A 14997-nucleotide genomic window follows, 5' to 3' on the forward strand; every position below is an offset into this window, starting at 1 on the left:
ACAAAAAATTGGTCCTTCAGCCCATCATTGATATCGCTTCTGTTTGCGCATTAAAGGGTATCAAAAACGCAATCCTTTCCCCGGGATCAAGATGCGCCCCCATCACCCTATCCTTTTCCAGACATCCAGATATCAATTGCAAAACCATCTCAGATGAAAGATCAGCAGCTTTCATCGCCCTTGGCATGGCCCAGCAATTAGAGCAACCTGTTGTTTTGGTATGTACCTCAGGTTCTGCTGCATACAACTATGCTCCGGCCATCGCTGAAGCCTTTTTTCAACATGTCCCATTAATTATCATCACTGCAGATCGACCACCTGAGTGGATTGATCAGTGGGACGGTCAGACGATCCGACAAAATGAGATTTATGGGAAGCATGTAAAGGGATTCTTTCAGTTTCCCGATGAATTTGGGCATCCTGACAAGGTTTGGCATGCAAATAGGATAATGAATGAAGCCATCAATCTTTCAAATCAATTTCCAGCCGGACCGGTGCACATCAATATCCCTTTACGTGAACCTTTTTATCCTGAAAACTCCGAATCTTTTGATTTTTCGAAAACTCCAAGAATCATAGAGCCCGTTTTTTCAAAAGCTAACTTGTCAGAAAAAGATAAACAGGATTTGGTTTCATCGCTTTCAACTTTCACAAAAATCCTGATTGTGCTAGGCCAGCAAAAGCCTGATGCTGCGATTCAAAATATCTTAGATAAATTGATGAGGAATGGTAAAGCCGTAGTAATAGCTGATACCATTTCCAATATGCAATCCGATGATACTATCAATTATCATGATCATTTTATCGGAATTGGGAATCTCAATCAGCTGTTGAGTCCTGATATGGTCTTGACTTTTGGCAAATCAATCATATCCAAAAATTTAAAGGTTTTTCTAAGAAACTCAAAAGCTGAACATTGGCACATTCAACCTGCAGGCTATGTTCCTGACACCTACAGGGGTTTGACCAAAATAATCCATTGTCAGATTTTGGAGGTTTTGAATTTGATGAATCAAACCTTAAAATCCGAATTCAGTTTTGTTTCTTCCTGGAAAAAATTGGAAAACACGGTTCAGGAAAATTTTGACAACATATTGGAAAATGCAGAATTTGGAGAATATCGAGCAATTTCAACTTGCCTAAAAGCAATTCCACCATCATCCAAAATCCACCTTGCCAATAGCATGGCTGTCAGGTATGTCAACTTTTTCGGAAAGAGAGAACATGAAATATTTTGCAACAGAGGCACAAGCGGCATAGATGGCAGCAACAGCACAGCGGTTGGATGTGCATTTGCCGTGGAGGAATTTGTTACCCTTGTGACGGGAGATATGGCATTCTTTTATGACCGCAATGCTTTTTGGCATAATTACCGCATCTCCAATCTCCGAATCATTTTATTGAACAACCATGCCGGGGGAATATTCAGGCTAATTGAAGGACCTTCCAAGCAACCCGAATTAGAGGAATATTTTGAAACCAATCAGAAGTTGGATGGGAAAAGTCTGGCACATGAATTTGGATTTGGGTATCACATTTCAACAAACGTGGAAAGCCTTAAAATTGGTCTCGTTGATTTCTATACCAAATCTGACAGCCCAAAAATCCTTGAAATCCAATCCGAAAGCTCTAAAAATGCGGAAATCCTAAAATGGGTTAAATCTAAAATCAACGAGTTATTTTAAAAAAAAACCGGAAGAAATTCCGGTTTTTATGTTCTTATAAATTTCTAATTTTCTTGGAACACCCTGACGTAATCCACTACCATCTGTTGTGGAAATGCCGTGGTCCCGTTAGGATTTCCGGGCCAGTTACCCCCTACTGCTACATTGAGCAATAAAAAGAAAGGTTTTCTAAATTCATCCAATGCAGCAGGAGTAATGTCTATTTCGTGATATGGAACATTGTCCAACAACCAGACAATTTTGTTTTTATCCCAAATAATGGAAAAGACATGAAACTCACCGTTGAATATGCCAGAGCTTTTTTTCTTACTTCCGCCAAATTGGGCATAGTTTCCATTATTGTCCCAGTGAACGGTGCCATGAATGGTATTATCCCTACCATCAGCATTACCACCAATCAGCTCCATGATATCTATTTCACCGCAAGCAGGCCAATTGACAGTCGTGATATTATCACCAAGCATCCAGATTGCAGGCCAAATCCCCTGTCCTTTTGGCAAAGCAGCCCTGACATCTATCCTACCATAAGTAAATGATTTTTTACCTTGGGTTTTGATTCTGGAGGAAGTATAGTTTCTGCTTCCAAAATTTTCCTGTTTTGCTTTGATGATAAGGTATCCATCTCTCACTTCAGCGTTTTCCTGCCTATAATATTCAAGCTCATTGTTTCCCCATCCACAAAGATTTGGACATCCATCTCCGATTTCAAACACCCAGTCTGAAGAAAGGCTTGAACCTCCAAATTCATCGTTCCAGACCAGATTGTAGCCGTTATAGGTCAGCGGACTTTCAAATCCTGTCAATGGAATCTCCCCTCCAAGTTCCGCACCTGTGATTTCCACACTTTTAGTCGAAGAAATAAAATCCGATTCTGTGGAATGAGCTTGCACCCTGATCGTATAGGTTCCTTCGGCATTATAATTATATACTACAGATGTACCTACTACCCTCTCAGGCACTTGATTTGGAAGACCATAGCTTACTTTATAAAAGTTAGCATCAACTGCCTGAAAATCAATCTTCACAGCACCTTTACCGGTTTTTTCAACCGTTACCTGCAGATTACTTGGAAGCAACACCTGTTGGTCTACTTCTTCCTGCGAACAAGAAGCTGATGCAAATACAGCTAAAAACAGAAGATAGATCAATTTGACTTTTGCCATTATTAAAATCATTTAATTTTAAGCAGGAATCAAAATAAATGACCAGAATACAGTGCCATTATTTGATACATCAATAATGATTGTCAGTTCCTCTTTATTCCCATCTTTGACATAGTTCAGAACGTCATATGTCACTGATTTGTTTGCTGTAGGGGGACCTGCTGTATATTCACCACCATTGAATGCTTTAGGCAAAACAATAAAGGCTCCTGTCCCTGTAACCGTTATTTTTGACCTTGTGGATTCATTTCCTTCCGCAAAGGTAAAAGTATGAGAACCTGATTTCCATGCCTCTCCGGGTTTACCTGTCAAGTTGGCTTCAGGCTGACATCCTTCAGTATCTACCCCCATATAAAACTCCCCGAAGAAATCTCCTTTGGCATCATATTCAAATACACCCCCATCATTGAAAATAAACTCATCATTGAAAAGACAGGCACGTGCGGTAGAAAGATCTTCTCCATTTGGATAATATTCATCACTTCCCGGAGATGGGCCTACACCAAATGCTTTTGCAGCAGGCTTTAATTTCCAAGCTTTGCTGCCATTGCCGATGAGATCCTGTAAAGTGAGTGTCCCATCACTTGGGTCTGGATCGGGATCGGGATCAGGATCGCCACCTCCTCCACCGGCAGTACTGTCGTAACCGGCCCGGATAAGTCTAATGTACCATGAAAGACCTGCATTTGCCTGATCAATATACCTCAAAAACATCTGGTCATCATCTATACTTAAGATCTGATAGGTCCTGCTCCCAGCAAAATATCCCAAAAATCCACTCGATGCGATGGTTAAAGTTGGGAAACCTGTTTCAGGTTCGACGATAGTCCAAGAAAGTCCCGATGGTGCAGTAAACGGTGCACGCAAATCTCCAACACCTGAATCAACAGCTCCCGGAAAATTAGGTCCCTGAGCAGCATTGATATAAACATCTCCATTAGTCTTCATATCAAATCCAAAACCTGCCAGTTTGAAAGTATACCTGTCATCGTACATTCCACCACCAGCTTTTTCATTGGCTTTGGCCTGATACCATTCAGGGAAATATCCTGCCTGAATAGGGTCGGGACCGACTCCAAAGTGGCCAGCAGATGCTGAATCAACTACCCAGATTTTCCCATCAACTGCCGAAGGACCACCTGTAAGGAAATTATAAAGTGGCTTATCTAATAAAACAGGATCTGTCTCTTCAATAACCACGGTTCTTGAAGAAGTCACATTCCCACCTGCATTGAATATGGTGAGGGTTACAGTATAAGTTCCTTTCAATGGATAAGTACCTGTCACTGTTTTACCCGTTCCGGTGGATCCATTTCCCAAATCCCAATTCATGATAAAAAACTCCGAATTGGCCGTGAAATTGATAATGTTATCACTTTCGGCACTAGCTTGGAAAGTAAACGCTGCATCTTCTTCTGTGGGTGGCAAGGCATCCAAAGAATATTCTTCAATACATGCCCCCAATATGATCAGAGGCAATAATAAAATGAGATAATTTAAATATTTTTTCATGTTTGATTCAATTTTAGTATCCTGGGTTTTGTCTCCATTTGCCGCCTGCCAAGTCAATTTCTACTTGTGGAATTGGAAACAATTCATGCTTTCCTACAACAAATCCTTGGATTTCTTGGGCTGCTTTTCCTGTCCTGACCAAGTCAAAAAACCTGTATCCTTCACCTGACAATTCCAATCTCCTTTCAGTAAGGATATCTTCCAAAAGCTGTGGCCCTGAACTTGTAATCGCAGGCATATTCACCCTTGCTCTGACTTTATTGAGTTCAGTTCTTGCCCTTCCATCATTTCCTGTTCTTTGGAATGCCTCTGCTGCCATTAGCAAAACATCTGCATACCTGATTACACGGTAATTTAATGGACTTGTAAGGTCATCATCAGGCAATCCTCTTTCATCCAATCTTTTGATGTACTTATTGTTGTAATATCCTGTATGACCTCCACCACCAATGGCATAAGTAATGTCATCAGCATTAGGCTGGGCAGCGATAAATGCATCTATGTCTAACAATGTGGCTGCCCGTCTTGGATCATTGTCTGCAAATGCATCATATAGATCCTGAGTAGGAAGGTTGTAACTGTTTCCATCACCGTAAAGTGGGCCATTGTATTGGCGGATTCCATTAAAACCTACTGCCGCATTTCCTTCAAGACAGACAAGGCATCCATATCCCCCTCCTTCCAATCCTGTATATTGGATGGTAAAGACATCTTCATTGATGTTTTCGTTTGCCACAAAAAACAACCTGCTGTAATCGTTGAAAAGCCCGTACCCTGCCTGATTGTTGGTGATCAGGTCTCCCAAAATTGTAGCAGCCTCTGGATATTTTCCTTGATACAACAATACCTTGCCCATCAAAGCCATAGCAGCTCCTTTGGTTATCCTTCCAATGGTCGGATTAGTCCAAGTAAGTGTTTCCACCGCTACTTGAAGGTCCTTCTCAATTTGTTCATAAACCTGGGCTTTTGGAGCTCTATCAGTATTTGGGATTTCGCTGATTGATAATCTCTTGTCCACTACAAGAGGAACATCACCAAAAAAACTGACCAACACAAAATAATAGTAGGCCCTTAAGAATGAGGCTTCTGCCAAAATTTGATCTTTACCATCAAAGTTGATTTTATCTTTGTTTTCAAAGATATAATTGGTCCTTGCTATTCCTGCATAATTGAACCGCATGAGGTCACGAAGTTCTGAGTTGACACCTCCATGGGTCATAGTCTCTATTTCATGCAAACCACGTGAGTCATTCACACTTTCACCTCCTGCTATGGCATTGTCAGATGCGACCTCTCCTATCCATTGGATAAGGTATGAAGCCTGCATCAAATCGTACGCTCCCGTCAATGCCCTATTGAAGTCCTCCGGTGTATTGAAGAAGTTTTCTGCATCTTGGGTATATTCTGGCTCTATGTCCAATAACTGGTCACATGAGAAAAACATACTCATGCCTACCAAAATCAATATAAATTTCTTTTTCATGTCAATCAAAATTTAATGTTTATACCGCCCATGATAGTTTTTGCTTGAGGATAGATACCTCCATCAACACCTGCAAAAAGAGGGTTGCCAGATCCCACATCCGGATCATAACCCATGTAACGGGTCAAAGTCAGGAGGTTGTTGGCCGCAACATAAAATCTCAATGAACTGAGACCGATTTTTCCTGTAATCTCTGTAGGAAGTGTATAACCTAACTGCACGTTTCTCAACCTCAAATAAGAACCATCTTCTACATAAAAATCAGAGAAAACGGTATTTCGGGTTGCTCCTGTGGTCAATCTTGGAACTTCATTTGATGTTCCCGGTCCTGTCCATCTGTTGATATTGTATGCCAACTGATTGGCAAAGGGCTGTTGTCTTTCATAGTTTCTGATGATTTCCTGACCTAATGCCGCAAAAATATTTGCCGAGAAATCAAAACCTTTGAAGTCCAAACCGAAATTAAAGCCCATAATCACATCAGGGATTGGAGAACCTACAAATGCCCTATCAGAATCATCCCCAAAATTGATCTGTCCGTCACGGTTTTGATCTACAAATCTCAAATCACCAGGTTGGGCACCTTGCTGCACGACAGGGCTAGTTGCAATTTCTTCGGCTGACTGGAAAATACCATCTGTCTGATATCCTATAAAATATCCGATTGGGAAGCCTTTTTGGAATCTTGTGGCTACGTTACCACCTACGCTAAATCCTGCACCCGGGATGAAGTCAAATCCTTCCGGAACCTTGGTGACCTCATTGTGTAGGAAAGTAACATTGTAATCCATCCTGAAATTGACTCCGGTCTGCCTGCTTGATGCATATGCCAATTCCAATTCCCAACCTCTGTTCAAAACATCGCCGGCATTGATGATAGGTGGTGCCCCTCCCGGACCATAAGAACCGATAAGTGATGAAACTTCAGGTTGAAAAAGTAAATCCCTTGTATTTTTGATGAAATAATTTGTTGTAAAATCAAAATTTCTCAAGACCGTGAAATCTACTCCGATATTAGTCTGATAGGTCGTCTCCCACTTCAAATCAGGATTGCTCGTCGTACCGATAGCGGCACCGTTTTGAAGCGAATTGTTGAAAACGTAGGTTCCCTCTCCATTAAGCAGACCCCTATATCTGAACAGACCTATTTGGTCGTTTCCGGAAATACCAAAACTGGCTCTTAATTTTACAAAGTCAATAACTTTTGAACTGAAAAACGATTCCTCAGAAAGTACCCATGCCCCTGAAAAAGAAGGGAAGTAACCGATCCTATTGTTTTCACCAAAATTGGTTGAACCGTCTCTTCTGATAATGGCTGAGAAAATATACCGCTGCTCATAGTCATATTCTCCTCTTAAAAAAACTGAAGTGAGCTTCTGTCTTCCTTGGAAAGATCCAACATTATTAAGGTATCCACCTTGAGCCTGATTGGCTGATATATCTGCATAATCCAAAGAATTATTAGGGATATTGAATCCTGTGCCATTCAATCCAAGACTTCTATTTCCAAGATAAGAAACCCCGGCTGTACTTCTAATCCTGTGGACATTGTTAAATGTCCTGTTGTAATTTAAAAATGCTTCAAAGTTGTAATCCAAAAATGTGTTTCTTGATTCAAATACGTTTGCACCTCTTTCGACCGCAATGTTTCCGATATTCACAATCACAGGATCCAAATTGGCGTTAGCTGCAGAGTTGGCAAATTTACCCGCTCCATACCAAACTAAAGGGTTGAAAGCTTTGAAGTCAACCATAGCAAAATTATAGCCGGCTCTACCCACTAAGGTGAAATGCTCATCGATTTCATAAGATATTTCTTCCTTACCTACCAGTTTGTTGACCCAAGAATCGTTGTATGTATTCTGTAACTGTGCCAATGGGTTGATAATATCTGCCACATTGTCGAGATAAGAGAACCTGCCGTCAATAAAAACAGGTTCGGTAGGATAAGCATTGACCGTGTTGTAAAGCACTGACCCGATTCCACCTTGAGCGATTCCATTGCTGTATTCATGCGTATATAACAACACATTCGTAAGCTTTACCTTTGGAGCCAATTCGGTGATGAAATTCAACCTCGCATTGTATCTTTGAAAATTCGCTTTTGGCCCGCCTACAATACCTTGTTGAGAAAAATAAGATCCGCCAATTGAGTAAGAAGATTTTGCTGACCCACCTGTTACAGTTAGGTTGTAATCTTGGATAGGAGCAGTTTCAAAAATTTCGTTCTGCCAGTTTGTACCTTCACCAAGGTTGGTATTATTGAAAGGAGGTACTTGACCACCCGCCGCAAAGGCTTCATTTTTAAGGATTGCATATTCTCTTGCATTCAATAGATCAAGTTTCCTTGCTGTCTGCTGAACTCCATAGAAGGCAGAAAAATCCAAAGAAGCTTTGGTATTAACTGAACCTTTTTTAGTTTCAATCAAAACAACACCATTTGCAGCCCTAACGCCATAAATACCTGCCGTTCCATCTTTCAAAACGTTGATGGATTCGATATCATCAGGATTCAAGGCATTGAGTCCCGCTGCATCATAGATAACCCCATCTACCAAGATAAGCGGGTTATTGTTGCCGAAAGTACCTATACCCCTGATTCGAATATTGGACGTTCCACCCGGAGCCCCGGAATTGGTGGAAATACTGACACCGGCCAATTGTCCCTGAAGTGCCTGATCTACCCGAGGCATATTCATTTTGGCAATGTCTTCCCCTTTGACTTGGGATACTGCGCCTGTTAGTTCCTTTTTTGTCGCTGTACCATAGCCTACTACAATGACCTCATTGAGAGAACTGATTTCAAAGGGCATGGTCACTTCTACCTGTAGGCTAGAACCCACCTTGACCAATTGTGTTTTGAAACCTATGAAGCTCAACTTGAGTTCATCACCTTCTTTACCCTCTAAGGTAAAATTACCATCCATGTCGGAAATGGTCCCGAGGAGGGTGCCTACTTTCAAAATGTTGACTCCGGGAAGTGTTTCTCCCTTTTCGTCAACGACTTTGCCTTTGATCATCCCCGTTTGTGCGATTGCACAAAAATGAATAAGCATGGCAAAACTCAACCATAAAACTTTTTTCATAAACATACTTTGGATTTAAATGTCAACTAGCTCAAATCACGTCATAATTAAGAGATAAGCAAAAAAAAGCATTACATCAATACTACATCAACATTACTTCACCTACTTCACAAAAACTCAACTTCATAATAAAAAATATCAATTTTGAGTAAATGGACCATGATATATAAATTTAATACCAACTCACCAAATCAAAAAAAAACATACATCATTCAGAAAATTCATATCTTGGTTTTAACAATGCCCAAAATATGAAATACGTTTGTCTAATATCAATCCTTTGCTTGATTGCTTTGGATCTTTCAGGCCAGATACCCGGCCTTCCTATTTCAAAATTTTATTCCAGCAAAGAATACCAAGGAGGAATCCAAAACTTTGCAATATCACAAAGCGAATCTGGTTTAATCTATGTCGCCAACAACTTTGGTCTGTTGGAATATGACGGCACGACATGGAGAAGGTATTCGCTTCCGAACAGTACTAAAATCAGGGATGTCTCCATCGATGAAAATGGGATAATTTATGTGGCAGGTCAAGGTGAATTTGGCTATTTTAAGCCCGATGAACAAGGTTTTTTGCAATATCACTCCCTATTGAATCTGCTTCCGGAATCTTACAAAAACCTAGAAGAAATCTGGAAAATCTTTCTGCTTCACAATAAAATCATTTTCTGTACTTTTCAGGAAGTTTTTACTTTTTCAGATAAATATGAATTGATTTCAATCACCGAAAACAAACCCGAATTCGAGAGCTTTCACTTATCCAATAACAGAGTTTTTGCCAATCAACTGGAAAATGGCCTTTATATTTTTGAAAATGAAAAATTCATTTCAGAAGACTTTGGAGATTATTTTAAAGGCAAACTGGTCACAGGTATCATTTCCCAGGGAAATAACCAAAAACTGGTGTTTACCCGAGATCATGGCATTTACACTTCAAGCTCAGCAGGTGTTGTGCCTTGGAAAAATGAAATACCCTTTCCTGCAAAAATAAACGAGGCAATCAGGCTTAAAAACGGAAGCCTTGCCATAGGGACACAGAGCAACGGACTTTTTGTTATCGATGATTCAGGTGATATTGTTTTGCAGATGGAAAAGGAAAACGGACTTCAGAACAACTCCATTATTTCCCTTTTTGAAGACATATCAGGAAACCTTTGGATCGGCCATAACAACGGCATCACATTGCTAGAACTCAGCTTACCATTTAGGCTAATCGATCAATATGCAGGACTTCCCGGGACGGGTTACAATGCTGCTTTCCATATGGGTGCGATTTATTATGGGACAAACAATGGCCTTTCGGTTCAAAAATTTGATGAGGGGAAAAGTTTGCCAATCGAAGCCGTCCCAGGGTCCTCCGGGCAGGTCTACAGAATTAACCAAATCCAGAACAACCTGCTGATGGCGCATAATGACGGGGCATTTACCATCAAAGATTTTAATGCAATTCCGGCAGGGGGAATGGGCGGGATTTGGAATTTCCAATCTTTAAAGGACAATCCCGACTTGGTTATTGCAGGAAGCTACAGTGGCTTGCAGCTTTTCAGATTTGAAGGGGATCAGTTGAAATTTTTGAGAAAACTCAAAGGTTTTGATGAATCATCGAGGATATTTGAACAGGATATGGACGGAACAATCTGGATGACCCATGGGTATAAAGGAGTCTATAGACTCCGACTAAATTCAGAACTTGATTCATTGGACGTAAAATATTACGGAACGGAATCCGGACTACCCACGAGCTTGCTTATTTCAGTCTGGAAAATCAACAACCGATTGATTTTTTCCACAGAATATGGAATATACAGCTACAATGCCGAGAATGACAAGTTTGAAGCAGATTCGTTTTTTTCCAAATATTTTGATTTTGATTTTTTGGCAACAAGTATGGTGGAAGATCCATTGGGAAATATTTTCTATATCGGGGACAAAGAAGTTGGGGTTTTGGAAAAACAGATCAATGGAACTTATGTCAAAAACCATCAAATTTTCAACAAAATCATCCCCTTCCTCAATGATGACTTACAAAACATCTCATTGATCAGGTCCAACGAGGTCCTTTTTGCAGCCAATGACGGTTTTATTTGGTACAAATTGGAAAATAAAACACCTTCGACTCCTTCATTTCCAACCATTATCAGAGCGGTTTATCTCACAGGTCAATCAGATTCTCTGGTTTTTAATGGAAACTATAGGCCTTTGCCCATAACGCCCGAAAGAGAGGAAAATCAAAAAGTCCCATCTTTTGAATATGATTTGGCAAATATCAGGTTTGAATTCAGCAATCCTATCCCAAACAATGAAAACTCCACCCAATTCCAGTTTTGGTTGGAAGGATTCGAAGAAGGATTTGGAGAATGGACCTACAAAAGAGATAAAGCTTATACCAATCTGAAGGAAGGAAAATATACTTTTCATGTCAGGAGCAAAAACATTTATGGTCAAATCAGCGAAGCTAATGCCTATTCCTTTAGGATTTTACCACCTTGGTACAGGTCGGCATTTGCGTACCTGATTTATTTTATATTGGTGATAGGCACAGCCTTTGCAACTTATAGGTTGGTGGAAAAAAGATACCACAAGAAAACTATCAGAATTACAGATTCACAGAGGAAGGCACTTATTCAAAAGGAAACAGCCCTCAAAACCTCCCAAGAAGAATTGGAAAAATTAAGGAATGAAAAATTAGAATCTGAAATCCAGGCTAAAGACAAGGAACTAGCATCCGCAACCATGCACCTTATCAATAAAAACGGGTTTATCGACCAAACCAAAAACCACCTGAACTCCATCATCAAAAAAAGCAAAAATCAGGAAGTCAAAAGTGAAATCGAAAAAGTCATCAACAGTATTGATAAAAACATTGCCGGAGACAAGGATTGGGAACAGTTTGAAATCCACTTCGATCAGGTCCACGGAGATTTTATGAATAGATTCAAAAAACAATACCCAGATCTTAGCCCACAGGAAATCAAACTAAGTGCTTATTTGCGTATGAACCTTTCCTCCAAGGAAATTGCCTATCTGATGAATATTTCTACACGAGGTATTGAAATCGCCAGATACCGCCTTCGCAAAAAAATGCAGCTTGAAAGGACAGCAAATCTTCAGGAGTTTATATTGAAGTTTTGATTTGAGATTTGAGACAAAAAAAACCTGCTCCGGTTTTCAGAGCAGGGATTTATTAAAGGGAATATTTATTAAGAATTGATCATTCTGAATTCTAAGACCTGTTCTCCACACTTTAAATTTTGCTGATTTTATCAATATTATGGATGAAAACTAGGAAGAGGTTGCTGTCGTCAGTAGTCTGTTGACAATAATAACCAATAACTCAATAACCTAATACTCTCCTTTCACCCAAAAGCGTGGATATTCAAATTTTTTGGACTTGGACTTTTTCCGGAAACGGATTCATAAGCTTTATAAAGCAAAACAAGTTGGAGGATTTCGAAGATGGTGAATACAAACAATCCGGGAATAGCCAATATGATACTCAAGAAAGCGATTCCCGAAATGATGCTTAATATTCCTGTGACCAAGGCCAAAGACCCGAATTCAGTTTGATACCTGATCAGTCCCAAACCAAAAACGATATAAAGCGCCCCAAAAAGTATGGCCTTGGAAAACTGTACCGACTGCCAGACAGAGGCATTGTTATATCCATAAATGTCGGCCACAACCCCAAAACAAGTAGCAATGATCAACAAAATACTGGCAGCTTTGACAATAATGTTTGGCTTGATCATGCTTAACTTATAATACCCGAAAGTAAAAACTCCAAAAGTGAGCATGATACCGATCTTAACGGCGATATACCAAGGTGCTGCTTCAGTGCCGATCTTCTCTCCTGCTTCCCAAAGTCCGTAATCAAACACACCTTCTACAAAAGCCAATAGGAAATAAACTATTCCTACAAAAAAGGCTGTTCTTAGAAATGCTGCTTTTCCAATTATTTCAGGACTGATGGATACAGGCTCTTCATTGTTGTATTGGATTTCTTTAAAATCATATCCCAAAACTTCCAAAATGCTCTTTATCGTATAACTCCTTGGGGTCACTTCCCCTGCTTCGATGCGCTGTATAGTACGCACATTGATGTTGCATAGCTCCACAAGTTCTTCCTGTGTCAATCCTTTGGCCTTTCTCAGTTCGAGAATCTTTTGGCCCAGTTCCGGCTGTTTCATGATAATAGGGTTTTGTTTTACCATCACAATTTGGGTTGAATTTCAGAAAACCAATCCGAATTTGGGGAGGATTAAACCCGACATTTACACGGCATTTGAGATTTAGATGTGAGATATGAGACTTGAGATATGAGATTTGAGACGTGAGACGTGAGATATGAGAAGTGAGATTCTCTAAAATTTCGAATCAGATTAAATTCAACACTTTGACTAAAGTGACCTGAATTTCAGAAATTTCATCTTCATTTAAAATTCCGATTTTCTTAATCAGTCTTTGTTCTGATAAACTTTTGATTTGAAAACAATCGGCAAAAGACTCTTTTTCTAACCCGTTGCTTTGACTTGGTTTCAATTCCACCATCCACTCCTGTTTGGTTTTTAATGCATCGGTAAGCGGAACTACAATTTTTAAGGGGAGTTTGCCTACTGAATCATGGTTGACGATGATGGCAGGTCTTGTTTTTCTAATCTCTTGTCCAACCTGAGGCTCAAAATTGACAAGCCAAACTTCCCCATATTTCATAAATCGAGGATTTCGAGGTCAATACTGCCCAATTCAATTTCCTCCTTGGAATAGAAATCTTTAATTCGCTCCTCTCCTGCCTGTTCCCCCATTTTTGCATAAATTTTCTCTTTGTTCCTTTTGACCTCTGCCAATTTTACCTGAAATATGGAAGTATTGGCAGGTCGGATCACAATTCCATCTCCATTGTCTTCGATGACCACATCAGTAAGGTTATATTTTTCTATCAGTGTTTTAGGCAAAATCACCCCACTGCTGTTTCCGATCTTTCTGACTTTTGTTTCCATGTACGATTATACGAAAATGTAATAACTTGTTATAACAATAATTGAAAAATTCTAAATTCATAGAATTGAAAATCTTTTCAATTGTCATTTATTATCAAATGAGGATGATATACTTAATTTGGTATTTTTACCTTTTAAAAACGGTATATTTTCCCTATATTTGAATCTTAATTTCTTATGACATGGGCCAGACTACATTTCGGAAATACAGTATATCGCATATTCCTGCCATTGGCAATGACATCGACATCTTGTTTTTTATCAAAAATGAGGAAGTGGATCTACAATACCTCAACTACCTAAAGGAGATTACTTCATTCAGCGATGAGGTGATAGCCCATTGGCTGGATGTCAGTGTCAAGACCTTAAGGAATTACCGCAAATCTGAATCTGAACTGAAAGAAAGCTTAAAAGAACATTTGGTTTTGCTTTTGTCCCTGTACCAACACGGAACAGATGTTTTTGGAAATGCTGAAAACTTCGACAAATGGCTTGATACCAAGAATTACTTTTTTGACAACCTTGCTCCAAAGGATTTTCTAAGCACTTCGTCCGGAATCAGGTTTACAGATGACAGGTTGACGGCCATGGAATATGGCGATAACGTGTAGATATGTTGGCTTATCGAATCAGCAAGGCAAAATATGCCGAAAAACTTGAAGCTTCGGGTGCAGCAAACAGATGGAACAAAGCCGGGCAATTTGTAATCTATGCTTCGGAAAGTAGGGCTTTGGCAAGTTTGGAATTGGTGGTTCATCGGTCAGCAATAATCCAATCCGAAACTTATAAAGTAATGGTAATAGAAATCCCAACTGAAAATCCGGAAATGGTCCGAGAAATAAAACTTTCCGACCTTCCACCGAATTGGAATACCCTACAATCCTACCCCCGCATTCAGGAAATCGGAAGCGGATGGTTTGAAAAAAGAGAAAGTCTGATACTCAAAGTCCCTTCAGCACTGATCCCTCAAGAGCATAATTTTGTCATCAACACGAAGCATGATGTATTCTCCACCCATGTCAAACTTATCGGTTTGGAAGATTTTTATTGGGATGGGAGGTTGTTTTGA

General features: G+C 39.8%; 11 protein-coding genes. 4 read left to right on the forward strand and 7 right to left on the reverse strand.

Going from position 1 to position 14997, the window contains the following annotated elements:
* Window positions 1-8 precede the first annotated feature (8 nt).
* A complete protein-coding gene (gene menD, locus NK987_RS04160; protein ID WP_259262835.1) occupies window positions 9-1685 on the forward strand; it encodes a 2-succinyl-5-enolpyruvyl-6-hydroxy-3-cyclohexene-1-carboxylic-acid synthase in 1677 nt (558 codons plus the stop codon).
* Between the two features lie 44 nt (window positions 1686-1729).
* On the opposite strand, the gene NK987_RS04165 is transcribed toward menD, so the two are convergent.
* From NK987_RS04165 to NK987_RS04180, 4 genes are read right to left on the reverse strand one after another with little or no spacing between them, the layout of a single operon-like run.
* Window positions 1730-2848 (reverse strand): glycoside hydrolase family 16 protein, encoded by a 1119-nt coding sequence (locus tag NK987_RS04165; protein ID WP_259262836.1) that lies wholly within the window; start codon window positions 2846-2848, stop codon window positions 1730-1732.
* Between the two features lie 18 nt (window positions 2849-2866).
* Window positions 2867-4360, reverse strand: coding sequence for a PKD domain-containing protein (locus tag NK987_RS04170; protein WP_259262837.1), 1494 nt, complete (start codon window positions 4358-4360; stop codon window positions 2867-2869).
* A gap of 13 nt (window positions 4361-4373) precedes the next feature.
* Complete coding sequence (locus NK987_RS04175; RefSeq protein ID WP_259262838.1) at window positions 4374-5843, reverse strand: RagB/SusD family nutrient uptake outer membrane protein; 1470 nt, start codon at window positions 5841-5843, stop codon at window positions 4374-4376.
* A 5-nt stretch (window positions 5844-5848) separates the two neighbouring features.
* Window positions 5849-8929: a SusC/RagA family TonB-linked outer membrane protein gene (locus NK987_RS04180; protein ID WP_259262839.1), complete on the reverse strand. Its 3081-nt coding sequence runs from the start codon at window positions 8927-8929 to the stop codon at window positions 5849-5851.
* A gap of 251 nt (window positions 8930-9180) precedes the next feature.
* Here NK987_RS04180 and NK987_RS04185 point away from each other — a divergent pair, with 251 nt between their 5' ends.
* Window positions 9181-12063: a two-component regulator propeller domain-containing protein gene (locus tag NK987_RS04185; protein WP_259262840.1), complete on the forward strand. Its 2883-nt coding sequence runs from the start codon at window positions 9181-9183 to the stop codon at window positions 12061-12063.
* A gap of 224 nt (window positions 12064-12287) precedes the next feature.
* Here NK987_RS04185 and NK987_RS04190 read toward each other — a convergent pair whose 3' ends face one another.
* From NK987_RS04190 to NK987_RS04200, 3 genes are all read right to left on the reverse strand, one after another.
* Entirely contained in the window at window positions 12288-13118 is an 831-nt protein-coding gene (locus NK987_RS04190) for a helix-turn-helix domain-containing protein (RefSeq protein ID WP_259262841.1), read from the reverse strand.
* Between the two features lie 187 nt (window positions 13119-13305).
* Window positions 13306-13641, reverse strand: a complete 336-nt coding sequence (locus NK987_RS04195) for a type II toxin-antitoxin system PemK/MazF family toxin (RefSeq protein WP_113925542.1) — start codon at window positions 13639-13641, stop codon at window positions 13306-13308.
* Window positions 13638-13928 (reverse strand): AbrB/MazE/SpoVT family DNA-binding domain-containing protein, encoded by a 291-nt coding sequence (locus tag NK987_RS04200; protein WP_259262842.1) that lies wholly within the window; start codon window positions 13926-13928, stop codon window positions 13638-13640. The genes NK987_RS04195 and NK987_RS04200 overlap by 4 nt, the downstream gene beginning before the upstream one ends.
* A gap of 182 nt (window positions 13929-14110) precedes the next feature.
* Between NK987_RS04200 and NK987_RS04205 the strand changes: the two genes are divergently transcribed.
* Both NK987_RS04205 and NK987_RS04210 read left to right on the forward strand, forming a co-directional pair.
* The gene (locus NK987_RS04205) at window positions 14111-14539 is read left to right on the forward strand and encodes an antitoxin Xre/MbcA/ParS toxin-binding domain-containing protein (protein ID WP_259262843.1); all 429 of its coding nucleotides are present in this window, start codon (window positions 14111-14113) and stop codon (window positions 14537-14539) included.
* 2 nt (window positions 14540-14541) lie between these two features.
* Window positions 14542-14997: an RES family NAD+ phosphorylase gene (locus tag NK987_RS04210; protein WP_259262844.1), complete on the forward strand. Its 456-nt coding sequence runs from the start codon at window positions 14542-14544 to the stop codon at window positions 14995-14997.

Origin of the sequence: Aquiflexum gelatinilyticum (assembly GCF_024813435.1) — a bacterium.
GTDB classification, from domain to species: Bacteria; Bacteroidota; Bacteroidia; order Cytophagales; family Cyclobacteriaceae; genus Cognataquiflexum; species Cognataquiflexum gelatinilyticum.

What these genes read in the sequence shown, in the direction of transcription:
- NK987_RS04165 (WP_259262836.1), bottom strand. Translation starts at nt 2,848, where the DNA reads ATGGCAAAAGTCAAATTGATCTATCTTCTGTTTTTAGCTGTATTTGCA.
- NK987_RS04170 (WP_259262837.1), bottom strand. Translation starts at nt 4,360, where the DNA reads ATGAAAAAATATTTAAATTATCTCATTTTATTATTGCCTCTGATCATA.
- NK987_RS04175 (WP_259262838.1), bottom strand. Translation starts at nt 5,843, where the DNA reads ATGAAAAAGAAATTTATATTGATTTTGGTAGGCATGAGTATGTTTTTC.
- NK987_RS04180 (WP_259262839.1), bottom strand. Translation starts at nt 8,929, where the DNA reads ATGAAAAAAGTTTTATGGTTGAGTTTTGCCATGCTTATTCATTTTTGT.
- NK987_RS04185 (WP_259262840.1), top strand. Translation starts at nt 9,181, where the DNA reads ATGAAATACGTTTGTCTAATATCAATCCTTTGCTTGATTGCTTTGGAT.
- NK987_RS04190 (WP_259262841.1), bottom strand. Translation starts at nt 13,118, where the DNA reads ATGAAACAGCCGGAACTGGGCCAAAAGATTCTCGAACTGAGAAAGGCC.
- NK987_RS04195 (WP_113925542.1), bottom strand. Translation starts at nt 13,641, where the DNA reads ATGAAATATGGGGAAGTTTGGCTTGTCAATTTTGAGCCTCAGGTTGGA.
- NK987_RS04200 (WP_259262842.1), bottom strand. Translation starts at nt 13,928, where the DNA reads ATGGAAACAAAAGTCAGAAAGATCGGAAACAGCAGTGGGGTGATTTTG.
- NK987_RS04205 (WP_259262843.1), top strand. Translation starts at nt 14,111, where the DNA reads ATGGGCCAGACTACATTTCGGAAATACAGTATATCGCATATTCCTGCC.
- NK987_RS04210 (WP_259262844.1), top strand. Translation starts at nt 14,542, where the DNA reads ATGTTGGCTTATCGAATCAGCAAGGCAAAATATGCCGAAAAACTTGAA.